Origin of the sequence: Mesorhizobium sp. M0293, assembly GCF_040321735.1 — a bacterium.
In the GTDB taxonomy this organism is placed as follows: Bacteria; Pseudomonadota; Alphaproteobacteria; order Rhizobiales; family Rhizobiaceae; genus Mesorhizobium.
In genome coordinates this window covers 18,197-39,603 of the sequence record NZ_JAMYSA010000048.1, presented here as the reverse complement: position 1 = coordinate 39,603, position 21,407 = coordinate 18,197, and the positions used below count along the sequence as shown (strand labels likewise).

General features: G+C 61.1%; 26 protein-coding genes. 17 read left to right on the top strand and 9 right to left on the bottom strand.

The window, feature by feature from the left end; all coding sequences use genetic code 11:
- Positions 1–23: 23 nt before the first annotated feature.
- The 6 genes from purS (at position 24) to NKJ06_RS19155 (ending at position 3,001) form a co-directional block, all read left to right on the top strand.
- Positions 24–266: a phosphoribosylformylglycinamidine synthase subunit PurS gene (purS, locus tag NKJ06_RS19180; RefSeq protein ID WP_027028126.1), complete on the top strand. Its 243-nt coding sequence runs from the start codon at positions 24–26 to the stop codon at positions 264–266.
- 18 nt (positions 267–284) lie between these two features.
- Positions 285–539: a hypothetical protein gene (locus tag NKJ06_RS19175; RefSeq protein WP_352629141.1), complete on the top strand. Its 255-nt coding sequence runs from the start codon at positions 285–287 to the stop codon at positions 537–539.
- Complete coding sequence (gene purQ / locus NKJ06_RS19170; RefSeq protein ID WP_352629143.1) at positions 536–1,204, top strand: phosphoribosylformylglycinamidine synthase subunit PurQ; 669 nt, start codon at positions 536–538, stop codon at positions 1,202–1,204. Before NKJ06_RS19175 ends, purQ begins: the two co-directional genes overlap by 4 nt.
- Before the next feature lie 81 nt (positions 1,205–1,285).
- On the top strand, positions 1,286–1,951 hold the full coding sequence (locus tag NKJ06_RS19165) for a glutathione S-transferase family protein (protein WP_352629145.1): 666 nt from the start codon (positions 1,286–1,288) through the stop codon (positions 1,949–1,951).
- Positions 1,948–2,355, top strand: coding sequence for a hypothetical protein (locus NKJ06_RS19160; protein ID WP_352629147.1), 408 nt, complete (start codon positions 1,948–1,950; stop codon positions 2,353–2,355). The genes NKJ06_RS19165 and NKJ06_RS19160 overlap by 4 nt, the downstream gene beginning before the upstream one ends.
- 4 nt (positions 2,356–2,359) lie before the next feature.
- The gene (locus NKJ06_RS19155) at positions 2,360–3,001 is read left to right on the top strand and encodes a Pr6Pr family membrane protein (protein WP_352629149.1); all 642 of its coding nucleotides are present in this window, start codon (positions 2,360–2,362) and stop codon (positions 2,999–3,001) included.
- A 60-nt stretch (positions 3,002–3,061) separates the two neighbouring features.
- On the opposite strand, the gene NKJ06_RS19150 is transcribed toward NKJ06_RS19155, so the two are convergent.
- Positions 3,062–3,313, bottom strand: a complete 252-nt coding sequence (locus NKJ06_RS19150) for a DUF1127 domain-containing protein (RefSeq protein WP_352810408.1) — start codon at positions 3,311–3,313, stop codon at positions 3,062–3,064.
- Positions 3,314–3,406: 93 nt separating this feature from the next.
- Here NKJ06_RS19150 and NKJ06_RS19145 point away from each other — a divergent pair, with 93 nt between their 5' ends.
- A complete protein-coding gene (locus NKJ06_RS19145) occupies positions 3,407–4,825 on the top strand; it encodes an aminotransferase-like domain-containing protein (protein WP_352629153.1) in 1,419 nt (472 codons plus the stop codon).
- A gap of 77 nt (positions 4,826–4,902) precedes the next feature.
- Here the strand turns inward: NKJ06_RS19145 and NKJ06_RS19140 are convergent, their stop codons facing one another.
- Positions 4,903–5,067 carry a hypothetical protein gene (locus tag NKJ06_RS19140; protein WP_352629155.1) on the bottom strand — a complete coding sequence of 55 codons (165 nt, stop codon included), beginning with the start codon at positions 5,065–5,067 and terminating at the stop codon, positions 4,903–4,905.
- Between the two features lie 273 nt (positions 5,068–5,340).
- Between NKJ06_RS19140 and purL the strand changes: the two genes are divergently transcribed.
- The 5 genes from purL to NKJ06_RS19115 all read left to right on the top strand — a co-directional run bounded on the left by purL (position 5,341) and on the right by NKJ06_RS19115 (position 10,403).
- Positions 5,341–7,572, top strand: coding sequence for a phosphoribosylformylglycinamidine synthase subunit PurL (gene purL, locus NKJ06_RS19135; RefSeq protein WP_352629157.1), 2,232 nt, complete (start codon positions 5,341–5,343; stop codon positions 7,570–7,572).
- A complete protein-coding gene (locus NKJ06_RS19130; RefSeq protein WP_352629159.1) occupies positions 7,569–8,081 on the top strand; it encodes a hypothetical protein in 513 nt (170 codons plus the stop codon). Before purL ends, NKJ06_RS19130 begins: the two co-directional genes overlap by 4 nt.
- A 133-nt stretch (positions 8,082–8,214) precedes the next feature.
- Entirely contained in the window at positions 8,215–8,448 is a 234-nt protein-coding gene (locus NKJ06_RS19125) for a BolA/IbaG family iron-sulfur metabolism protein (protein WP_010909092.1), read from the top strand.
- A gap of 180 nt (positions 8,449–8,628) precedes the next feature.
- Positions 8,629–8,964 carry a Grx4 family monothiol glutaredoxin gene (gene grxD / locus NKJ06_RS19120; protein ID WP_006332883.1) on the top strand — a complete coding sequence of 112 codons (336 nt, stop codon included), beginning with the start codon at positions 8,629–8,631 and terminating at the stop codon, positions 8,962–8,964.
- A 170-nt stretch (positions 8,965–9,134) separates the two neighbouring features.
- The gene (locus NKJ06_RS19115; RefSeq protein WP_352629161.1) at positions 9,135–10,403 is read left to right on the top strand and encodes a multidrug effflux MFS transporter; all 1,269 of its coding nucleotides are present in this window, start codon (positions 9,135–9,137) and stop codon (positions 10,401–10,403) included.
- Between the two features lie 59 nt (positions 10,404–10,462).
- On the opposite strand, the gene NKJ06_RS19110 is transcribed toward NKJ06_RS19115, so the two are convergent.
- The 4 genes from NKJ06_RS19110 to rpsD all read right to left on the bottom strand — a co-directional run bounded on the left by NKJ06_RS19110 (position 10,463) and on the right by rpsD (position 13,446).
- Positions 10,463–10,870: a UCP034077 family protein gene (locus NKJ06_RS19110; protein WP_352629163.1), complete on the bottom strand. Its 408-nt coding sequence runs from the start codon at positions 10,868–10,870 to the stop codon at positions 10,463–10,465.
- An 84-nt stretch (positions 10,871–10,954) separates the two neighbouring features.
- Positions 10,955–11,782, bottom strand: coding sequence for an inositol monophosphatase family protein (locus tag NKJ06_RS19105; protein WP_352629165.1), 828 nt, complete (start codon positions 11,780–11,782; stop codon positions 10,955–10,957).
- Positions 11,772–12,659, bottom strand: a complete 888-nt coding sequence (gene ttcA / locus NKJ06_RS19100) for a tRNA 2-thiocytidine(32) synthetase TtcA (protein ID WP_352810407.1) — start codon at positions 12,657–12,659, stop codon at positions 11,772–11,774. Before ttcA ends, NKJ06_RS19105 begins: the two co-directional genes overlap by 11 nt.
- A gap of 169 nt (positions 12,660–12,828) precedes the next feature.
- Positions 12,829–13,446, bottom strand: a complete 618-nt coding sequence (rpsD, locus tag NKJ06_RS19095; RefSeq protein ID WP_352655828.1) for a 30S ribosomal protein S4 — start codon at positions 13,444–13,446, stop codon at positions 12,829–12,831.
- A 376-nt stretch (positions 13,447–13,822) separates the two neighbouring features.
- On the opposite strand from rpsD, the gene NKJ06_RS19090 reads away from it, so the two are divergent.
- Complete coding sequence (locus NKJ06_RS19090) at positions 13,823–14,029, top strand: hypothetical protein (protein ID WP_352810406.1); 207 nt, start codon at positions 13,823–13,825, stop codon at positions 14,027–14,029.
- A gap of 118 nt (positions 14,030–14,147) precedes the next feature.
- On the opposite strand, the gene NKJ06_RS19085 is transcribed toward NKJ06_RS19090, so the two are convergent.
- From NKJ06_RS19085 to NKJ06_RS19075, 3 genes are all read right to left on the bottom strand, one after another.
- On the bottom strand, positions 14,148–14,330 hold the full coding sequence (locus NKJ06_RS19085) for a DUF3008 family protein (protein WP_352810405.1): 183 nt from the start codon (positions 14,328–14,330) through the stop codon (positions 14,148–14,150).
- Between the two features lie 66 nt (positions 14,331–14,396).
- Positions 14,397–15,185: a glutamate racemase gene (gene murI / locus NKJ06_RS19080; protein ID WP_352810403.1), complete on the bottom strand. Its 789-nt coding sequence runs from the start codon at positions 15,183–15,185 to the stop codon at positions 14,397–14,399.
- Entirely contained in the window at positions 15,178–16,098 is a 921-nt protein-coding gene (locus NKJ06_RS19075) for an RNA methyltransferase (protein WP_352810402.1), read from the bottom strand. The genes murI and NKJ06_RS19075 overlap by 8 nt, the downstream gene beginning before the upstream one ends.
- Before the next feature lie 587 nt (positions 16,099–16,685).
- Between NKJ06_RS19075 and NKJ06_RS19070 the strand changes: the two genes are divergently transcribed.
- The 4 genes from NKJ06_RS19070 to NKJ06_RS19055 all read left to right on the top strand — a co-directional run bounded on the left by NKJ06_RS19070 (position 16,686) and on the right by NKJ06_RS19055 (position 21,403).
- On the top strand, positions 16,686–17,651 hold the full coding sequence (locus tag NKJ06_RS19070) for a right-handed parallel beta-helix repeat-containing protein (RefSeq protein WP_352810400.1): 966 nt from the start codon (positions 16,686–16,688) through the stop codon (positions 17,649–17,651).
- A 588-nt stretch (positions 17,652–18,239) separates the two neighbouring features.
- Positions 18,240–19,301: a right-handed parallel beta-helix repeat-containing protein gene (locus NKJ06_RS19065; protein ID WP_352810398.1), complete on the top strand. Its 1,062-nt coding sequence runs from the start codon at positions 18,240–18,242 to the stop codon at positions 19,299–19,301.
- Positions 19,302–19,553: 252 nt separating this feature from the next.
- Positions 19,554–20,765 (top strand): NADP-dependent isocitrate dehydrogenase, encoded by a 1,212-nt coding sequence (locus NKJ06_RS19060; protein WP_352810397.1) that lies wholly within the window; start codon positions 19,554–19,556, stop codon positions 20,763–20,765.
- Positions 20,766–20,788: 23 nt separating this feature from the next.
- Positions 20,789–21,403, top strand: coding sequence for a glutathione S-transferase family protein (locus NKJ06_RS19055; RefSeq protein ID WP_352810396.1), 615 nt, complete (start codon positions 20,789–20,791; stop codon positions 21,401–21,403).
- The last annotated feature ends 4 nt before the right edge of the window (positions 21,404–21,407 follow it).

Sequence of the window (21,407 nt, the reverse complement as noted above, 5' to 3'; positions counted from 1 at the left end):
GTCAGAACAGGAGCATGTCCAGCGTGATCAAGGCCCGCATTACCGTCACACTCAAGAACGGCGTGCTCGACCCGCAAGGCAAGGCGATCGAACACGCGCTGTCGGGCCTGGGCTTTGGCGGCGTGGGCGCGGTGCGGCAGGGCAAGGTGTTCGACGTCGAGCTGGCGGAAAGCGACAAGGCCAAGGCGGAGGCGGACCTCAAGGCGATGTGCGACAAGCTGCTGGCGAACACGGTAATTGAGAATTATAGTGTGACGCTTACCTGAGGTTGTGTCGGAGGCACTATGTCGGAAGCCACGAATGACTTGATGTTCGAGCTTCTGAAGCGCGTGCATCATGAAATTGGTGAACTTCGTCAGGATGTGTCCGAGGTGAAGCGTGAGTTGAACGTGCTTCGAGGCCATATGGTCGCAATACAAAGCGATATTCATAACATCTATGGCATTCTCGCCCGTCACGACGACCGCCTCGAACGCATAGAACGTCGTCTCGACCTGCGAGAACTTGCCGAAGCACAGAGGCCTTACGAACCGAAATGAAATCAGCTGTCGTCCTTCTGCCCGGCCTCAACCGCGACCGCGACATGATCGCGGCGCTGACCAAGATTTCGGGAAAGCCACCGGTCACTGTCTGGCAGACCGACACCGAAATCCCCGATGTCGACCTGATCGCCATTCCAGGCGGTTTTTCCTTTGGCGATTATCTGCGCTGCGGCGCTATCGCCGCGCGCATGCCGGTCATGCGGGCGGTGGCCGAAAAGGCAGCCGCGGGCGTGACGGTCATCGGCGTCTGCAACGGTTTCCAGATCCTGGTCGAGGCCGGCCTGCTGCCGGGCGCCTTGATGCGCAACACCTCGCTGAAATTCGTCTGCCGTCAGGTGAAGCTTGAGATCACCAACGCCAACACCATGTTCACCCGCCGCTATCAGCCAGGCCAGATCATCCGCACGCCGGTTGCGCATCATGACGGCAACTATTTCGCCGACGCCGACACGCTTGCCCGTCTCGAAGGCGAAGGCCAGGTGGTGTTCCGCTATGCGGACGGCACCAATCCCAACGGCTCGATCAACGACATTGCCGGCATCATCAACGACCGCGGCAATGTGCTTGGCCTGATGCCGCACCCGGAAAACCTGATCGAAGCAGCCCATGGCGGTACTGACGGCCGTGGACTGTTCGAAAGTGCGCTTGGCATTGCCGCCTGAAATCGAGGCGGGCGTCTTGAAAACAGCCGGACATTCCTGTCTCTTTGGGGCAAGTCCGCTTTATGGGGGAGAAAAACGGTCATGAAACTCTATTCGCGACCGTTGTCGCCCTACTCGTCGATCGTGCGGGCGCTGGCCTACATCAAGGACGTGCCGCTCAAGATCATCGCGCCGCCGCCCGGCTTTCCCATCCCGGAAGAATTTCGCGCCATCTCACCGATGAACCGGATTCCGGTGCTGATCACCGGCTCGGGCGAAACGATCGTCGAATCGGTGGTCATCGCCGAGTATCTCGAAGAACGGTTTCCGGAACCGGCACTGCTGCCGCCCGATTCCAAGGACCGCGCGCTGGTGCGCATGTTCGCCCGCATCACCGATCTCGATGTGCTGACCCCGATGATGAAGCTTTTCGAGCTTCATTCCATGCCGAAGCGAAACAGTGCCGAGATCGACGCCCAATTCATCCGCCTGCACCGCGGGCTGGCAGCGATCGAAGCCCGAATGGCGCAAGGGCCCTTCGCGCTTGGTGACGATATCAGTTTCGCCGACGCCTGGCTGACGCCGACGCGGTTCATCTTCAACAATTTCCGCGCCATGACAGGACGCCACGACCTGCTCGACGCCTATCCCAAATTCGACGCCTATGAGCAGATCGCCTCGCAGCATCCGGCATTGTCGCGGGTGTGGGGCGAGATGACCGACGGCCTGAAGATATTTCTGTCCGAGCTTGAGATGGGTGCCGCTTGACCAGGGGCCAGACGATCGCGCTGGTTGCCGCGGCGGCTTTCGCTCTCACATCCTGCCAATCGACCCCGAAGAGCACGCCTGTGCCCTCGGGCAAGAGTGCAGCGCTGCTGGCCATGGAACAGGTGGCGATATCAGCCCATAAATGCTGGATCGCCAGCAAGGATCCGGCCTTCAAACAGTATCAGATGGCCAATGAACTGAATTCGTTCAGCGGCACGCCGCGTTTCCTGCTGGTGCCGGCCAAGCACTACGGCGGCAAACCGTTGCTGGTCGTGCAGGCGCAAGGCAATTCGAGCCGCGTCGACGTGTTCGGCCCGCTGATGAACGATCCGCTCGGCGCGCGCATCGGTTCGGACATTGCCCGCTGGCAAGCTGGCAATCCGGCCTGCGCGGCGACCGCATAGGGCCATGGGCCGTTTCCTGCAGGTCGCGGGTCTGGTCATTGGTCTGGCCGGGCTCGTCCTGCAGTTCTGCATCAGCATTCCGGCGTCGATGGAAGCGGGCCGCAGCCTGCTCGGCTCCATCATTTTCGTTTTCAGCTTCTTCACCATCCTGACCAATATCGGCGCGGTGCTGGTGTACACCTCGCTGCTGTCGCCCACCGGCTATGCGTGGCTGCCGGCATTCGCCGGGACGCGCATACGGGCCGGCGTTGCTGTTTCGATCGCCCTGGTCTTCATCATCTACGCCACGGTTCTGGCACAGCTTTGGCAGCCGCAGGGACTGTTCCTGCTCTGCGACGTCCTGCTGCACTATGTGACGCCGGCGCTGTTCGTACTGTGGTGGCTGATATCAGGCGCCGACGGTCGGACGCGGTGGAGCGACATTTCCTGGTGGGTGCTTTATCCCGTAGCCTATCTGATCTATGCGCTGATACGGGCGCCGCTTGCCGGCGAGGTGCCCTACCCGTTCCTGGATGTCGCCAGGAACGGCGCAGCCAGCGTCGCCATCTCGGCGGCGGCCGTCACCGGGCTTTTTCTCGTGCTGTGCATGATCGTCGTCCTTGCCGACCAAGGCATTGCGCGCACCAGGGCATCAAGCGTCCGATAGGGCTATGCGGACCTACGGTCCGCATTTCCTTTTTGGGCCATGATCTTCCCAAAAACCGGGTCAGTCCCAGAACGCCCTGATACCCTCGCGGTGGGCATCGCAGCGCGAGACGCCGATATCCTTGAGCTGATCGTCGGTCATCTCCAGCAGCACCAACCGACTACGGCGGCGCTCCAGCAGATGGTCGATCCATTTTGCCAGCGACCTGAGCACGCGTACCAGGCGGCTGACAAAGCCGCTCCGGTCCGATGGGCGTGCCGATTGGCCTGATAGTTTGGCGCTCGAATGACGGATTGTAGCGATTGTGTTCATTTTATTTCTGCCAGAATTCCAAATTGAACCTTTTTTGGCGCAATGCTGATATGTATTGACTCACAATTCGGTGCAATATAGAAAATTGTCACCATGACAACTTGGCTTCCAGATCTCAGTTCCGGCTCCGGCCCGCTGTATCAGCGCCTGGCGGATTCCATCGAAACGGACATCGACCGGGGGGTGATCGACGTCGGCGCCAAGCTGCCGCCGCAACGCGACCTCGCCTACGACATCGGCACCACTGTCGGCACGGTCGGCCGGGCCTATCAATTGCTGCGCGAGCGCGGGCTGGTGAGCGGCGAAGTCGGGCGTGGAACCTATGTGCTCGGCCAACGCGCCGATGGGGCGAAACCGAGCTTGCTGGCTCCAGACCTCAGCGCGGAAGGCACACGCCATATCGACGCGCCGCGCGGCAAACTGCGTTTCGACAGCACGGCAGCACCAGATATCGGCCAGGGCGCTGATGTCGCCGATGTTCTGTCGCGCACGGCGCAGGACCATCCGCATGAGATTTCGAGCTACACGCGGGATTTCCCCGACCGCTGGTACGAAGCCGGGGCCCGCTGGCTGTCGCGCAATTCGTTTCGCCCGAATGCCGACGCCATCGTCCCCACGCTCGGCACCCATGCCGCTGTGATGGCGGCGATCGCCGCGCTCACCACCCCTGGCGACTATGTCGCCTTCGAGCACCTCACCTACTCGCAGATTTCCCGCAGCGCCGGCCTGATCGGACGGCGCACCGCGCTGGTGGCGTCTGACGACGAGGGCCTCGACCCGCAGGATTTCGAGCGCGTCTGCGCGCAAAAGCATCCCAGGATGATCTTCCTGATGCCGACGGCGCAAAATCCGACGCTGGTGACCTTGTCGGCGGCGCGCCGCGAAGCAATCGCGCGTGTCGCACGCGAATACAATGTCGTCCTCATCGAAGACGATCTCTACGGCAATTTGACCGATGATCCGACGCCGTTGCTGGCCGAATATGCCCCAGAACGCACCATCGTCGCCGGCGGCCTGTCGAAGTCGGTCGCAGCCGGTGTGCGCGGCGGCTGGCTTTCCTGCCCGCCCGCCTACCGCCACCGCATCCGCGTCGCCCACAAGATGATGACCGGCGGCATGCCCTTCCTGCTGGCGGAGGTGAATACAAGGCTGGTGCTGTCGGGTCAGGCGGATGAGATACGCAAGCGCAGCATCGCCGAAATCCGCGCCCGCATCGCCATCGTGCGCGAGACTTTGGCCGGTTTCGCGTTCAAGTCACACGACAGCGTGCCCTTTGTCTGGCTGACCCTGCCCGACCCCTGGCTCTCCGGCACCTTCAAGAATGCCTGCCTGGAGCATGGCGTGCTGATCGACGACGAGGACGAATTCAAGGCCGGCCGTTCCGAGCAGGTTTTCCACGGCGTTCGCTTCGGCGTTTCGCAGCCAAGACAACGCAAGGACATCGCCGAAGGCGTTGCGGTCATCCGGCGACTTCTCGAGGAAGGCCGTGCCGGCTACGACAGCTTCTCCTGAGCCAATTCGCGACTGACGCGCCCTTCATTTCTGAAGCGTCGGCTTGGCGCCGAGCGGCCCCTAAATCCTAGCTCGGATCAGCCCTCTGCCTTGAAGTTCTTGGCTTCCTTCTCGGCCTTTTCTTTCCCGTGCTTCTCAGCCAACTCCTTGGCCTGCCCAGGCGAAACGTCGGTGGTCTCCGCGATATGCATAGCCTCCTTGTCCGAGAGGCGATTGTCTTTCTTGCCTTGCTTGGTGGCCATGTCCAAATCTCCTGATTGGTTGGAGACCTAACGGCCGGGATGTCATCCCGTTCCCAAATGGCGGTGCAGAAGCGGTTCACGAACGAACAACAACGTTCCCCACTGCCGCTACGTGCCGATCGATGGGCGCGCCAAAGCCGCGATCTCGTCGCACCCGTCGTCACCTTGTAGCTTTCCGCTGTTTTTCAGCATCCGATGGGGTGTATTGGCTCCCAAGCTTGCGATAAGACGAAACTCAAAATCCCAACGCGCCCCGGATAAAAATCGCCGCCCATGACCATTTCCAATTCCGTGCCGATCACCGCCGAACTCATCGCCGCGCACGGGCTGAAGCCCGACGAGTATCAGCGCATTCTCGATCTTGTCGGGCGCGAGCCGAGTTTTACCGAACTCGGCATCTTCTCGGCGATGTGGAACGAGCACTGCTCCTACAAATCCTCGAAGAAGTGGCTGCGCACGCTGCCAACCACCGGTCCACAAGTCATCCAGGGCCCGGGCGAGAATGCCGGCGTGGTCGACATCGGTGACGGCGACTGCGTCGTCTTCAAGATGGAGAGCCATAACCACCCGTCCTACATCGAGCCCTACCAGGGTGCGGCGACCGGCGTCGGCGGCATATTGCGCGACGTCTTCACCATGGGCGCGCGGCCGATCGCGGCAATGAATGCACTGCGCTTTGGTTCACCTGACCATCCCAAGACCAGGCACCTCGTCTCCGGCGTGGTTTCCGGCGTCGGCGGTTATGGCAACGCCTTCGGCGTGCCGACGGTCGGCGGCGAGGTCAATTTCGACGCCCGCTACAACGGCAACATCCTGGTCAACGCTTTTGCGGCCGGCATAGCCAAGACAGACGCGATCTTCCTGTCCGAGGCCAAGGGGGTCGGCCTGCCGGTCGTCTATCTCGGCGCCAAGACCGGCCGCGACGGCGTCGGCGGCGCCACGATGGCGTCGGCTGAATTCGACGACAAGATCGACGAGAAGCGCCCGACCGTGCAGGTCGGCGACCCCTTCACCGAAAAATGCCTGCTGGAGGCCTGCCTCGAACTGATGGCCTCGGGCGCCGTCATCGCCATCCAGGACATGGGTGCTGCCGGCCTCACCTGCTCGGCGGTCGAGATGGGCGCCAAGGGCGATCTCGGCATCGAACTCGATCTCGATAAGGTGCCGGTGCGCGAAGAGCGCATGAGCGCCTATGAAATGATGCTTTCGGAAAGCCAGGAGCGCATGCTGATGGTGCTGCGCCCCGAGAAGGAAAAGGAAGCCGAAGCGATCTTTCACAAATGGGGGCTCGACTTCGCCATCGTCGGCAAGACCACCGACGATCTGCGTTTTCGCGTGCTGCACCAAGGGGATCAGGTCGCCGACCTGCCGATCAAGGATCTTGGCGACAAGGCACCGGAATATGACCGGCCATGGGTCGAGCCGAAGAAGCCGGCACCGCTGGGCGCCAATGACATTCCGCAGGCCGATGTGGCCGATGCGCTGTTGAAGCTGCTTGGCGGACCGGATCTTTCCTCGCGCCGTTGGGTCTGGGAGCAATACGACACGCTGATCCAGGGCAATTCGCTGCAGCTTCCCGGCGGTGATGCCGGCGTGGTCCGGGTCGAAGGCCATGCCACCAAGGCGCTCGCCTTCTCGTCGGACGTGACGCCGCGCTATTGCGAGGCGGACCCCTATGAGGGCGGCAAGCAAGCGGTGGCCGAATGCTGGCGCAATTTGACTGCCACCGGCGCCCTGCCGCTGGCTGCCACCGACAATCTCAATTTCGGCAACCCGGAGCGGCCCGAGATCATGGGCCAGCTGGTTGGCGCGGTGAAAGGCATCGGCGAGGCCTGCCGCGCGCTCGGCTTCCCGATCGTCTCCGGCAATGTTTCGCTCTACAACGAAACCAATGGCCAGGGCATTTTGCCGACACCGACCATCGGCGGCGTCGGACTGATCGCCGACTGGTCGAAGATGGTGCGGACCGGCTTTGCCGCGCAAGGCCAGATGATCCTGCTGGTCGGCGCGCCGGCAGCCTGGGGAACGCATCTCGGCCAGTCGGTCTATTTCAGGGACATCCACGGCCGCACGGATGGCCCGCCGCCGCCGGTCGACCTCGATCATGAAAAGCGCGTCGGTGACCATGTGCGCGCTCTCATCGCATCCGGCATCGTCACGGCGGCCCATGACGTGTCCGATGGCGGTATCGCCGTTGCACTCGCCGAAATGGCGATGGCATCAGGCATCGGTGCCTCCGTCCCCGGGCTTGTCGGCACCGATCCCATTCCGGTCTGGTTCGGCGAGGATCAGGGCCGCTATCTCCTGACGCTGTCGATCGACCCGCATGGCGATGAATGGGACGCCATCCGCAAGCAGCAGGGCGAACTCGGCATTTTCGCGCCATGGATCGGCTCGACCGGCGGCAGCGCGTTGAAGCTTGGCGAGGCGCGGGCAATCCCGGTCAGCGAATTGACCGGGGCCCACGAAGGCTGGTTCCCCCGCTTCATGGATCAGGCCATTTGAGCAAACTGGCTGCCCGGGCGCTGCTTGCAGTCGTCTTCTGGCCGTCGCTGTTCTTCTTCTGGTTCCTCGGGCCGTTCGTCTTTTTCCTGCTGTCGACGACCTCGAGCGAGATTTGCGCCCGGCTGGAAACGCGCTCGCAGTTTCTTGCCGCGGCCAACGGCGCCATCCCGATGCTCGTCGCGCAGAACCTCATCTACGCGATCCCGATCATCTGCCTGGTGCTGTGGGGCCGCCTTGCGCCGGATCCGGCACGGGCAAGACATATCGTCAATTGCATCAAGCTTTTTGCCTGCGCGGTCGTCATAGGGGCGGCGTGGGAGTACGGCTCGTCGCTTGTCTGCGACGGTTACGGCCAACCGTTCTTCTCGCCGCTCTGGCGAATGACGAGTTATCTTCCCATTGTCAGCCTGGTTATCAACGTTCCCCTCTATGTGCTGGCCTTCAGCCTTGGCCGCGCGTTTTCGACGCGTGACGACATCCAGGGGGACGGACCAAGCACACCGGCCTAGGTCTTCCCTGTGGTTCTCGGACCGTCTTGCCCTTGGCGGGACAGAACGGCTTCAATCCGGACCGGAAAGGCTTTAGGCTCGCCCGACTCTCATCTCATGGCCGGCTACCGGCTGCTCGAAACAGGATTCTGCCATGGCAATGGATGCCCACGACATCGAAAAACTGATCAAGGACGGCATTCCGGACGCCAAGGTGACGATTCGCGATCTTGCCGGCGATGGCGACCATTATGCGGCCGAGGTGGTGGCCGAAAGCTTTCGGGGAAAAAGCCGCGTGCAGCAGCACCAGATGGTCTATGACGCGCTGAAGGGCAATATGGGCGGCGTGCTGCACGCGCTGGCGCTACAGACCAGCGTTCCGGACTAAGGCAGTCCACCCGACACGTAGGGACGGCCAGGACGCGCCTCAAGCCGCTTGGCCCAACACAGCCCATCCTTTGCGCCATTTCAGCCACGGCACGGCTAAAGTCTTGTTTCGAGCAATCGTTGGGTTTATTTGAAGGGAAATGTTTCGAGCCTGACTCCCACAGGCGGGAAAGGATATTCCATGAGCGGTATCAACGACTACATCGACAACGAAGTGAAGGGCAACGACGTCGTCCTTTTCATGAAGGGCACGCCCGGTTTCCCGCAATGCGGATTTTCCGGCCAGGTCGTCCAGATTCTTGACTATATCGGCGCCGACTACAAAGGCGTGAATGTTCTGGACTCCGCCGAGCTGCGCCAGGGCATCAAGGAATATTCCAACTGGCCGACGATCCCACAGCTCTACGTCAAGGGCGAATTCGTCGGCGGCTGCGATATCATCCGCGAGATGTTCCAGGCGGGCGAACTCCAGACATTCCTCGTCGAAAAGGGCGTCAGCGTCAAAGGCGCCGCCTGACTTCTGTTTTCGTGCTTGTCGCCCGCTAAGACCGCCGCACAGTTTTGGGCGACGTGCATGAAACGCCAGGGCGGCCCCACCTCGGCAATTTTTATGTCCTGAACTCAGGACCGAGACGAGCCAATGCGCCGGCCCGCCGGCGCATTTTCGTTTGAGAGATCGGACTTGCCGTGGACCAGCCAAAATCAGCGCCGCAATCGGCAAGCAAACTGCCCATTCCACGCTGGGAGTTCATCGCGCTGTGCGCCGCGCTGATGGCGCTGAACTCGCTGGCCATCGACATCATGCTGCCGGCTCTGCAGCAGATCGGCGCGTCGCTTGGCGTCGAAAATGAAAACCACCGGCAGTACGTCATAACGGCCTACATTCTGGGCTTCGGCGGCGGCCAGCTGTTCTTCGGGCCGATCTCGGATCGCTTCGGCCGTCGCGCACCGCTTGTCGCCGGGCTGGTGATCTATGTCGCCGCGGCTGCGGCGGCCGCCGTTGCACCAAGCTTTGAAACACTTCTCTTGTGCCGGGCCGTGCAAGGCATCGGTGCTGCCGCCACCCGCGTCATTGCCGTCTCGATCGTGCGCGATACATTCGACGGCCGGCGCATGGCCGAGGTGATGTCGCTGATCTTCATGGTGTTCATGGCGATCCCGGTCATTGCTCCCGGCATCGGCCAGTTCATCATGCTGTTTGCAACCTGGCACTGGATCTTCGTCACCATGGCCGTCGGTGCGCTCATTGTCTCGGCCTGGTCGCTGCTGCGCCTGCCTGAAACATTGCATCCCGAACATCGCCGGCCGTTGACCGTCAACTCCATTGTCGGCGGGTTTCGCATCGTGCTCACCAACCGCATTGCAATCTGCTATGCCTTCGCCAGCACCTTCATTTTCGGCGCCATGTTCGGCTTCATCGCCTCGGCGCAGCAGATCTATGTCGACATATTCAATGTCGGCGAGATGTTCCCGGTCATCTTCGCCGGGGTTGCGGGCGTGCTTGCCTTCTCCAACTTTCTGAACTCGCGCCTTGTCGGCCGTATCGGCATGCGCCGCCTGTCGCAGAGCGCGCTGCTGTTGTTCCTGGTCATTAGCCTTGCCTGGCTGGTCGTTTCGCTGGAAATGAAGATGCCGCTCTGGCTGTTCATCACCTTCTTTGCCTGCGCCATGCTTCCGTTTGGCGCGCTTGGCGCGAATTTCAATGCGTTGGCCATGGAGCCGCTCGGCCAACTGGCCGGCACGGCGTCGTCAATCCTGGGATTCATGCAGACGTTTCTCGGCGGCATTCTTGGCACGCTGATCGGCCAGGCTTTCAATGGCACGGTGACGCCGCTGGCCGCCGGCTTCTGCAGCGTCTCGGTCGCGGCGCTGCTGATGATTTTCATCGCCGAGCGCGGCAAGATGTTCCAGCCGCAGAATCCACCCGTTTCAGGGCACATCACCGACTTGCACTAATTTGTTGTTTTTGCGCATGTCGTTGTCCCAAAACCGGAACCACTTTTGGGCGACATGCATCAGGACGCACCTTCAAGGGCTGCCGTGAAGCGAGGGGCAAGCATACGCCCCGCGATGGCTTCGCCCATGCTGTCCGAAAAGGGCAATGGCAGGGCGTCGTCGAGTGCCCTGAGGATTGAAGTCACGAAGGCCCGGCTGAGCCGGGCATCGGTCCCCAGATCGGAATATGTGGCGCGAGGCTTGCCGATCAGTGTGCCGTTGCGACGAAGCGAGAACCGCAGCGTCAGGGACATGCCGGCGGTTCCGGGCGGCGGCTTCCAACAGGCGTAGATTGCGTCGGACATCTCTTTTATCGTGTCGACGGGATCGGGACTGCGACAGCTGCGCTCTTGCGATCTTGCTTCGTGGGAGCTGGCAAACAAGGCGGCGGCAAGAGCCGCCGCGACGATTGCGAACCGAAGTTTCATTCGAGAGCCTCCGGATCTGCGTGAGATTGCAAAGTTCCTTCAGCCGGACACCGCCGGTTCGGACACTGGCCGCAGGACCTGATCCTATTGCGCCCAAAGCTCGCGGCGCAATTCCTGCCAGCTTTCCCGATCGGGCGCGACAAGCAGGCCGCCGCCGACATGCGAGGGCAGATAGGCGCTGCCATCGAAACGCGCGGCATGACCACCGGCCTCGGTATGGATCAGCACGCCGGCCAGATGATCCCACGGCATCAGCTTGTTGTAGACGACGAAGTGGGCATGGCCGCTGGCCAGCAGGCGGTATTCGTGCGCCGCGCAGCGATAGGCAAATTGCGACAGGATCTTCGTCTGGTTGCGCGCCAGCCGCGACCGCTCCGGCTCGGGCATGTATTGCCAGGAGACCGAGCCGGTCATTTCCGAGATCGGCACGGGTGCCGCGACATGTACTCTCTCGACGCTGCCATGCGCGTGCCTGATATGGCTGCCGGCCCCCCTGGCGCCGATCAGCCAGTCCTTGCCGACCGGATCGTGGATGATGCCGGCGACGGTCTCGCCCTTGACCACGACCGCCAGCATGACGCCGAACAGCGGCACACCGGAGGCGAAGTTGAAAGTGCCGTCCACCGGGTCGATGACGAAAGCCAGATCGGCCTCGCCCAGACCCTCTAGCAGCGCTGGATCGTCGGAACAGGCCTCCTCGCCGACGACCATCGCCTGGGGATAACGCTCGCGCAGCCGCGCGGTGATGAGCCGCTCGGCACTGACGTCGGCTTCCGTCACCAGGTCGGCGGCAGAGGTCTTCTGGCGGATGTCGCCTTCGCCCAGCCGGCGAAAGCGCGGCATGATTTCGGCTTTTGCGGCGTCGGACAGAAGGCCAGCGAGCCAGTCGATCGCGGTGTCGTCAAATGTCATCGGCTTGCCTTGTGCTGAGGGCCTCATTGAGCGCCGCGAAATCGAACAGGTTTCTGTCGAGCAGATGCGATGGCCTGCTGTTGGACAATGCGCGCAGCATCGTGTCCTTGCGGCCGGGCATGCGCTTTTCCAAGTCCTCGAGCATGGCCTTCATGGCGTTGCGCTGAAGACCTTCCTGGCTGCCGCAGAGATCGCAGGGAATGATCGGGAATTGCATCGCCGCAGCGAATTTTTCGAGATCGACCTCGGCGCAGTAGCTCAGTGGCCGCAGCACCATGACGTCACCGTCGTCGTTGAGCAGTTTTGGCGGCATGGCGGCGAGACGGCCGCCATGGAACAGGTTCATGAAGAAGGTTTCGAGAATGTCCTCGCGATGGTGGCCGAGCACCAGCGCCGAGCATCCCTCTTCGCGCGCAATGCGGTAGAGATGGCCGCGCCTGAGACGCGAACACAGCGAGCAATAGGTGCTGCCCTGAGGCAGCTTGTCGGTGACGACGGAATAGGTGTCCTGATATTCGATCCGGTGCGCAATGCCGTATCTGTCGAGATAATCCGGCAGGATGTGTTTGGGGAAATTCGGTTGGCCCTGATCGAGATTGCAGGCCAGCAATTCGACCGGCAACAGCCCGCGCCATTTGAGGTCGAGCAGCACGGCGAGCAGACCGTAGGAATCCTTGCCGCCCGACAGGGCGACAAGCCAGCGTTGGCCGGGCTTCACCATCGAGAAATCCTCGATCGCCTGTCGGGTCAGCCGCAGCAGCCGCTTGCGCAATTTGTTGAACTCGACCGACGACGGCACATCGGCGAACATCGGATGAAAGCCGCCCTCGATGTCGCTGGCTGGTTCAAGCGATTCGGCATCTGGCAGCATGTTCATGGCGTCAGTTCCAAAATCCGGGAGCAACGACGGTTCGGCACTTCGTTGCGCCCGGGATTAGCGGAGATGGCCGACAAAGAAAAGGCAGACAAAGAAAAGGCCGCCTCGACGGGCGGCCTTTGCATGGTATCGCAAAACGCATTCGCTCAGCGCGAATGGAATTCGTCGCTTAGCGCGAATAGAATTCGACGACCAGGTTCGGTTCCATCTGCACGGCGAACGGAACGTCAGCCAGGCCGGGGATGCGCGAGAAGGTCGCGACCATCTTGTTGTGATCGGCTTCGATATAGTCCGGCACGTCGCGCTCGGCGAGACCGACCGCTTCCAGAACGATGACCAACTGCTTCGACTTTTCGCGGATTTCGACGACGTCGCCCGGCTTGCAGCGGTACGAGCCGATGTTGACGCGCTTGCCGTTGACGTTGATGTGGCCGTGGTTGACGAACTGGCGGGCGGCGAAAATGGTTGGCACGAACTTGGCGCGGTAGACGACCGCGTCGAGACGCGATTCGAGCAGGCCGATCAGGTTCTCCGAGGTGTCGCCCTTGCGGCGGTCCGCCTCTTCATAGACCTTGCGGAACTGCTTTTCCGAAACGTCGCCATAGTGACCCTTCAGCTTCTGCTTGGCGCGCAGCTGCAGGCCGAAATCGGAAAGCTTGCCCTTGCGGCGCTGGCCATGCTGGCCGGGGCCGTATTCACGCTTGTTGACCGGGGACTTCGGGCGGCCCCAGATGTTTTCGCCAAGACGGCGGTCGATCTTGTACTTCGCGGATTCGCGCTTGCTCATCGCATTCCCTTTTCAAAACAACACACCCGGAGCCTCATGGTCCGGGTGAAGGAAACGCGCCCTCCTCTGGCCTCCGTTTTCGAGACCTGACAGGGTTTTCCCACGCAACGCGGCGGAAAACCCACGGGACACGTCATTTCAAACAAGATCGGAAACGATTAGGCTGCCTGATCTTGCGCATACAAAACAAACACCGGACATCGCTGCCCGGTGGTGGCGGCTGGTTAAACCGAGATTTAACCGGTGTCAAGCTTTTGCATGGCGCGGCGGAACGCGACTGTATACCGTCCCCGATGTCGATGCGATGCCGGATGTGGTGGGAGGTTGTGCGCCAACGGCACCAGGAAGTGACCGGAGCTAGAGGAGCATGACTAACATGAAGAAATTCTTCCTTACGTTGGCAGGTGCGGCGGTACTGGCCGGATCGATGGCAGTTGCACCAGAGCCGGCGGAGGCCAGGCATTGGCAAGGACACCGGCACCACCAGGTTTGCCGCATCGTGGTGAAGAAAAAGGTGGTCTGGCGGCACGGCCACAGACACGTCGTTCGTTACAAGGTGCGGCACTGCCGGGGGCGCTGGTAAGTTCCGGTTCGGCCTCAGGCGGCCACATCATCTCAAAGCCCGCGGTTTGGCCGCAGGCTTTTTTGATTTCTCTCGTGAACGACTTCGTTATGCGCTGCGAAGCATGCAAGGCCGAGAGCTAATGCTTCTTTTCCGGCAGCCCCTTGCGCTTCGTCTCGGCGAATTCCTCGAGCTGCTTTTCGCTCATCGATTCGTACATTCCCTTGGAAGCGCCTTGGAGTTCGCTCTTCTTCGTCTCGCCGCGCTTGGCCGACAAGGCTGCGCCGGCGGCCTTCTGCTGGGCTTTCGAGGTGGCTGGCATGGCTGTTTCTCCTTCATTGCCTGATTGCCTGAGGGAAACGCGACGCGCCAACCAATGTTCCGGATGTCAGGCGACCGTCAGGCCAAAGCCCTGCATGAGCCGGCTGGTGGCGAAGTCCATCTTGCCGGAGGTGAAGACGGCAATGTCAGGCTCACCCACCGGCAGCGGCCCGTCGACCGGTGCAAGCAGCGACATGGCGCGGCGGGCGATCGCTTCGGCCGGGTCGATCCAGTCGACCGGCCAGGGCGCGGTCTTGCGCATGCGATTGGCCAGGAACGGATAGTGCGTGCAGCCGAGGACGACGATATCGGTGCGGGCGCCGTCCTTCTCGACAAAGCATGGCGCGATCTCCTCACGCACGATCTCCTCGTCGACGAACCCCTCTCGCATGTAAATCTCGGCCAGCGGTGCCAGCCGGTCCGAACCGACAAGCCGTACGTGGCATTTCTGCGCCCATTTGCTGATCAGGTCGCGCGTGTATTGGCGCTTGACCGTGCCGGGCGTCGCCAGCACCGAAACAAGCCCTGAGCGCGTACGCTCCGCCGCCGGCTTGATCGCCGGCACCGTGCCGACAAAGGGATGGCCGGGGAATTTCTCGCGCAGTGCGTCGATCACCAGCGTCGACGCCGTGTTGCAGGGAATGACCGAAATCTCGGGCTGGAATTTTTCCAGCAGCGCGCCGAACAGGCCAAGGATATGAGCGTTGAGCGCCGGTTCCTCCCAGGCGCCGTAGGGGAACGCGGCATCGTCGGCGACGTAGACGAAGCGGCGATCGGGCATCAGCACGCGCGCCTCGCGCAGCACGGTCAGCCCGCCTATGCCCGAATCGAACATCAGGATCGGCCGCTCAGTCATTGTCGGTTCCCTTGCCGCCCAGCGGCGGCGTGTCATTGTCGTCGCCATTGGCGTCGGGCGCCCGGCGACCCATTTCCGCCTTGCGGGCGCGCGCGGCGGCCGCGGGCAAACGCCTTGGATCGTCGCCCGGGGAACCATCGCCGCGCGGCATCGCCGGCGAAAACCGGTCGAGCGACGAGATGATGCCGCGCAGCACCTTGAGCTCCGGTTCGGCAAAGCCGGGGCGTGTCAACACCGCGCGCAGATTGTCGACCATCTTCGGCTTCTTCGGTGCCGGCCTGAAATAGCCGCGCGCTTCCAAGGCGCCTTCCAGATAGGCGAACAGGCCGTGCAGCTCTTCCTTGCTTGCCGGCTTCATGTCCGGACCCGAAAAATTGGTCTTCGTCTCGTCTTCGAGGCCGGACTTCATCCATTCGTAGGACATCAGCAGCGCGGCCTGGGCGATGTTGAGCGAGGAGAAATCAGGATCGACCGGAAAAGTGACGATCTCGTCGGCAAGGCCGACCTCGTCATTGTAGAGGCCGAAGCGCTCTCGACCGAACAGGATGCCGGTGCGCTGACCCATTGCGTGACGCGCCCGCAGAAGCCTGCCCGCCTCCACCGGCCCACGCACGGATTTGAAGCCGTCGCGCTGCCTCGCCGTGGTGGCGAAAACGAAATTCAGGTCGGCGAGCGCCGAGGCCAGATCGTCGAAGACGGTGACGGCATCGATGACATGGTCTGCGCGGCTGGCGGCGGCGCGTGCCTTCTCGCTCGGCCAGCCGTCACGAGGGTTGACCAGGCGCAACTCGACCAAGCCGAAATTGGCCATGGCGCGGGCGACCATGCCGATGTTCTCGCCGAGCTGCGGCTCGACGAGGATGATCGCCGGGCCGGTGGTCACGAGGCCGCGCTGAAAGTCCGTTCCTGCCATGTGTTCCAAGTGATTGCGCTACGAAGTCTCCGCGTCCTGCCATATCGATAAGGCTTTTTGAAGAGTTGTAGGCCGGTTGGCAGACAAATAGCCTTATGTCGCCCTTTTGGGTTTGGTCGAAAAGCCCAGACGCGCTTCACTACCGGCTCGGGCAATGGTCACATGTGTACAAGCATACGAGAGTGCACTCTGCCGCCTCAAAAGATTGGTGAGACGCGGCATCGCACTCGTTGCCTCAACAACAAGATATCCAGCATTACTACTGCCTATAAGCCCACCAAGGCACCCCCAAACAGCTGACAGATTTATCGACCGGTTTATCTCTTTTTCTGGTCGCGATATTATCCTTCCGCGTGGATCATCTAGGCTCATCATGCTATTTATTTACTATGATGCATCGCGTCGCTAGGAAGCTAGATTAGAAAGGGTTAATATCAAAACCGCTTGGGGTTTAATGTGTATCGGCGAATGACATTTGGAAGACGGAGTGCGTCTTCCAGACTCACGTCGTTTATCTGCCTCCCAAGCATTTTGACACGAATTTCAACGGCCAACGAGAGCGTTGGCCAAAACCTCAGGAGGGGCAAATGAACATCGTACGATTTTTCCTTTCACTTGCTGTGTTGCTTTTGGCGTCAGTTTTCCTGATCGCACCAGCTTCCGCGCAGGCACCTCGGACGTGGGTTTCCGGCGTTGGTGACGACGTCAATCCATGCAGCCGCACGGCGCCTTGCAAGACCTTCGCCGGCGCGATCTCGAAAACCGCCGCCGGCGGCGAAATCAACTGCATCGATCCAGGTGGCTTCGGCGCAGTGACGATCACCAAGGCAATCACCATCTCTTGCGAGGATGTTGAGGCGGGCGTGTCGAATTCATCGACGAATGGCGTGGTCATCAACGCGGCGGCGACCGACATCATCGTTCTTCGCGGTCTCGATATCGACAGTGCGTCGGCTACTCCCGGTCTCAATGGAGTTCGTTTTCTTGCCGGCGGCGCCTTGCATGTCGAGGAGTGCATCATTCGTGGCAACACCGGTGCCGCACCGAACGGCGCAGGCATACTCTTCTCCCCGTCGGGCACAGCCGAGCTTTATGTCCACAACTCGACCGTCAACGGCAACAATGACGGCATTCGTATTCAGCCGACCGGGGCCGGTGTCGCGAAGGTCATGATCGATAGCAGTACGATCGAGAACAACAACCTTGCCGGGTTCAAGGCTGATGGCACAAGCAACACTGGCGGATCCAACACGACAATTGTAAACAGCAGTGCTTCAGGCAACACCAATGCCGGCATCAGCATATTCAATCCGGGCGGCGGGCCGGCCATCAACATCATGGTCGACAGTGTCGCCGTGGCCAACAACGGCGTGGCCGGTGGCCTGCGTGTGGACGGAGCGAATGCGACCGTGCGCATCGGCAGATCGACGATTTCCGGCAATGGCCTTGGCACGGCCATCCTGAACGGTGGGGTGATCTCGTCCTATGGCAACAATCAGATCAACGGCAACACCTCCGACGGTCCAAACCCGCCAACCATTCCGCTGAAATAGCTGACGGGACGATACACGCCACAAAACGCTTCGCGCGGGATGCCGCGCGAAGCAAGCAGTCGAAGCGGTTCGGGCCGGCGAGAGTTAGTTTTACATGCCTCTGGGTCAGGCCGGAAAGGCCAGCGGCTGAACGTTCAGTCAGGTCGGACGCATGACAGGCAAGCCCCTGGGTGGCGCCTTGTGCGCGCGTCCTGCCATATCGATCCATCCCTTTGAAATCAGCCACTTTACTTCGCCCTTCCCGGTTGCGCGAAAGTTCCGATGCGTGGATAAGTGAACAAAGCAGATGAACCGCATGTTCGTCCCTTCAAAAGATTGATGGGATGCGGCATCGCACTCGTGCTGTCTCAAGACATCCTGCCTATTACACCTGATGGCCGATCATGGCGCGCCAAACCGCCGACAAAAATCCAGGCGGGTGCTAACTGTCGGCATTTGGCGACATTTTCCTCTCATCTACGATCCGAATGCAAATTCTTTACTTTGACGCGTCGCGTGACTGGAAAAGCGAATTAGAAGGCGATAACATCCAGACCGCTTGGGGTGACGTGCAATCGACGGATGGTCTTTGAATATACGGAGTGTGCCTTGCACGCTCCTGTAATTTTTTCACGCCCCAAGTATTTCGAAACGGGTTTCGATGGCCAACGAGGGCGTTGGCCACAAGCTCAGGAGGGGCAAATGAACATCGTACGATTTTTCCTTTCACTTGCTGTGTTGCTTTTGGCGTCAGTTTTCCTGATCGCGCCAGCTTCCGCGCAGGCGACACGGACGTGGGTTTCCGGCGTTGGTGACGACGTCAATCCGTGCAGCCGCACAGCGCCTTGCAAGACCTTCGCCGGCGCGATTTCGAAAACCGCCGCCGGCGGTGAAATCAACTGCATCGACTCGGGTGCCTACGGCGCGGTAACGATCACCAAGTCAATGACCATCTCTTGCCCGGAGGTCGAGGCGGGCGTGCTGCATTCATCGACGAATGGCGTGGTCATCAACGCGGCGGCGACCGATGTCGTCGTGCTTCGCGGTCTCGATATCAATGGTGCGCCGCCGACCTCGCCTGGTCTCAACGGAGTTCGGTTTCTTGCCGGCGCCGCCTTGCATGTTGAGGAATGTCTCATTCATGGCAGCATTGGTGCCACACCAAACGGCGCCGGTATCTTGTTCTCGCCGTCGGGCACGTCCGAGCTTTATGTCCACAACTCGACCATCATCCGCAACAATGACGGCATTCGTATTCAGCCGACCGGGGCCGGTGTCGCGAAGGTCATCATCGACAGCAGCAGTATCGAGAACAACAACCTTGCCGGGTTGAAGGCTGATGGCACAAGCAACACTGGCGGATCCAGCACGACAATTGTAAACAGCAGTGCTTCGGGCAACACCAACGCCGGCATCAGCATATTCAATCCAGGCGGCGGGCCAGCCATCAACATCATGGTCGACAGTGTCGCCGTGGCCAACAACGGCGTGGCCGGTGGGCTGCGTGTGGACGGAGCGAATGCGACCGTGCGCGTTGGCAGATCTACAATTTCCGGCAATGGCCTTGGCACGGCCATCCTGAATGGCGGCGCGATCTCGTCCTATGGCAATAACCAGATCAACGGCAACACGTCCGATGGTCCGAACCCACCAACCATTCCACTGAAATAGCCGGCGACGGTCGGGCTCAACTCGATCCGGCCAGCGCGACCATTTTCGTCGATCTGGCGAAACGGTTCTCAAAAAGAGGCGATGCCCAGCCTGGCGCGGCATCGCCTCTTTTATTCACGATTGGTCCAGCAGAAAGCTCGCTGCTGCCCTGCCCTGGTTTGCACCACCCGGATCGCTTTGCTATAGGCGAAGTCCCTATCTTGGCGGGCCCGGCCCTGCCTTCACCCAACTGTTGAACGAGGCATTCTTTCCATGGCGAAAATAAAGGTGGCGAACCCGGTCGTCGAACTCGACGGCGACGAGATGACCCGCATCATCTGGCAGTTCATCAAGGACAAGCTGATCCACCCTTATCTCGACCTGAAGCTCGAATATTACGACCTCGGCATCGAGCATCGTGACGCCACCAACGATCAGGTGACCATCGATTCGGCAAACGCCATCAAGAAATACGGCGTCGGCGTGAAATGCGCGACGATCACGCCCGACGAACAGCGCGTCGAGGAGTTCAAGCTGAAGAAGATGTGGAAGTCGCCGAACGGCACCATCCGCAACATTCTCGGCGGCACGATCTTCCGCGAACCGATCATCATGAAAAACGTGCCGCGCCTGGTGCCCGGCTGGACCAAGCCGATCATCGTCGGCCGCCACGCCTTCGGCGACCAGTACCGCGCCACCGATTTCCGCTTCCCCGGCAAGGGCAAGCTGACGATCAAGTTCGTCGGCGAGGACGGCAAGGTGATCGAGCATGACGTCTACGACGCACCGGGCGCCGGCGTCGCCATGGCCATGTACAATCTGGACGACTCGATCCGCGAGTTTGCACGGGCGTCGCTGAACTACGGCCTGCTGCGCAACTATCCGGTCTATCTGTCGACCAAGAACACCATCCTCAAGGCCTATGACGGCCGCTTCAAGGACATTTTCCAGGAAGTCTACGAGGCTGAATTCGAGGCCGAGTTCAAGTCGAAGAAGCTGTGGTACGAGCACCGTCTGATCGACGACATGGTGGCTTCCAGCCTGAAATGGTCGGGCGGCTATGTCTGGGCCTGCAAGAACTATGACGGTGACGTCCAGTCCGACACTGTGGCGCAGGGTTTTGGCTCGCTCGGCCTGATGACCTCGGTGCTGATGACGCCGGACGGCAAGACGGTGGAAGCCGAAGCCGCGCACGGCACCGTCACGCGTCACTACCGCCAGCACCAGAAGGGCGAGGAAACCTCGACCAATTCGATCGCCTCGATCTTCGCCTGGACGCGCGGCCTCGCCCACCGCGCCAAGCTCGACGACAACGCCGAACTGAAGCGCTTTGCCGAGACGCTGGAAAAAATCTGCATCCAAACTGTCGAGTCCGGCTTCATGACCAAGGACCTGTCGCTGCTGATCGGCCCCGATCAGCCTTGGCTTTCGACCACCGGTTTCCTCGACAAGATCGACGAGAACCTGCAGAAGGCGATGGCCTGAGGCGCGAGCCCCGGAAGGCTACCATGGCCAAGCCCGCCGTCTACGGGGCGGATTACAGCGTCTATGTGCGCATCGTCCGCCTCGTACTCGCGGAAAAAGGCATCGACTACGCGCTTGTGCCGGTCGATGTCTTTGCCACTGATGGCATTCCCGCCTGGTATTTCGAGCATCACCCGTTCGGCCGCATCCCGGCCTTCGAGCATGACGGGTTTCGGCTCTTCGAGACGAGCGCGATCGCGCGCTATGTCGATGAGGGTTTTGACGGACCGGCCTTGCAGCCGAAGGATCCTCGCGGCCGCGCAACCATGAACCAGATCATCGGCATGCTCGACGCCTATGCCTACAGGTCGATGGTCTGGGAGGTCGCCGTCGAGCGGCTGGAGAGCGCCGCGCCCGACGAGAAGCTGATTGCCAACGGGCTGCGCCAGGCCGAAACGGTGCTCGGGGTGCTTACCTCACTCAAGGCTCCCGGACCGTGGCTGCTCGGCGACCAGCTCACGCTGGCCGACCTGCACGCGGCACCCATCATCGCCTATTTCCTCAAGGTCACTGAGGGGCAAAAGCTGCTCGCAGAATTTGCCGACATCCAGGCATGGTGGGACCGCATCGCAAAACGTCCGAGCTTGGCAGCCGGTTGAGAGG

Bases quoted from the DNA above. Each gene is read 5' to 3' on its own strand.
- NKJ06_RS19175 (WP_352629141.1), top strand. From the start codon at position 285: ATGTCGGAAGCCACGAATGACTTGATGTTCGAGCTTCTGAAGCGCGTG.
- purQ (WP_352629143.1), top strand. From the start codon at position 536: ATGAAATCAGCTGTCGTCCTTCTGCCCGGCCTCAACCGCGACCGCGAC.
- NKJ06_RS19165 (WP_352629145.1), top strand. From the start codon at position 1,286: ATGAAACTCTATTCGCGACCGTTGTCGCCCTACTCGTCGATCGTGCGG.
- NKJ06_RS19155 (WP_352629149.1), top strand. From the start codon at position 2,360: ATGGGCCGTTTCCTGCAGGTCGCGGGTCTGGTCATTGGTCTGGCCGGG.
- NKJ06_RS19150 (WP_352810408.1), bottom strand. From the start codon at position 3,313: ATGAACACAATCGCTACAATCCGTCATTCGAGCGCCAAACTATCAGGC.
- NKJ06_RS19145 (WP_352629153.1), top strand. From the start codon at position 3,407: ATGACAACTTGGCTTCCAGATCTCAGTTCCGGCTCCGGCCCGCTGTAT.
- NKJ06_RS19140 (WP_352629155.1), bottom strand. From the start codon at position 5,067: ATGGCCACCAAGCAAGGCAAGAAAGACAATCGCCTCTCGGACAAGGAG.
- purL (WP_352629157.1), top strand. From the start codon at position 5,341: ATGACCATTTCCAATTCCGTGCCGATCACCGCCGAACTCATCGCCGCG.
- NKJ06_RS19125 (WP_010909092.1), top strand. From the start codon at position 8,215: ATGGCAATGGATGCCCACGACATCGAAAAACTGATCAAGGACGGCATT.
- grxD (WP_006332883.1), top strand. From the start codon at position 8,629: ATGAGCGGTATCAACGACTACATCGACAACGAAGTGAAGGGCAACGAC.
- NKJ06_RS19110 (WP_352629163.1), bottom strand. From the start codon at position 10,870: ATGAAACTTCGGTTCGCAATCGTCGCGGCGGCTCTTGCCGCCGCCTTG.
- NKJ06_RS19105 (WP_352629165.1), bottom strand. From the start codon at position 11,782: ATGACATTTGACGACACCGCGATCGACTGGCTCGCTGGCCTTCTGTCC.
- ttcA (WP_352810407.1), bottom strand. From the start codon at position 12,659: ATGAACATGCTGCCAGATGCCGAATCGCTTGAACCAGCCAGCGACATC.
- rpsD (WP_352655828.1), bottom strand. From the start codon at position 13,446: ATGAGCAAGCGCGAATCCGCGAAGTACAAGATCGACCGCCGTCTTGGC.
- NKJ06_RS19090 (WP_352810406.1), top strand. From the start codon at position 13,823: ATGAAGAAATTCTTCCTTACGTTGGCAGGTGCGGCGGTACTGGCCGGA.
- NKJ06_RS19085 (WP_352810405.1), bottom strand. From the start codon at position 14,330: ATGCCAGCCACCTCGAAAGCCCAGCAGAAGGCCGCCGGCGCAGCCTTG.
- murI (WP_352810403.1), bottom strand. From the start codon at position 15,185: ATGACTGAGCGGCCGATCCTGATGTTCGATTCGGGCATAGGCGGGCTG.
- NKJ06_RS19075 (WP_352810402.1), bottom strand. From the start codon at position 16,098: ATGGCAGGAACGGACTTTCAGCGCGGCCTCGTGACCACCGGCCCGGCG.
- NKJ06_RS19070 (WP_352810400.1), top strand. From the start codon at position 16,686: ATGAACATCGTACGATTTTTCCTTTCACTTGCTGTGTTGCTTTTGGCG.
- NKJ06_RS19060 (WP_352810397.1), top strand. From the start codon at position 19,554: ATGGCGAAAATAAAGGTGGCGAACCCGGTCGTCGAACTCGACGGCGAC.
- NKJ06_RS19055 (WP_352810396.1), top strand. From the start codon at position 20,789: ATGGCCAAGCCCGCCGTCTACGGGGCGGATTACAGCGTCTATGTGCGC.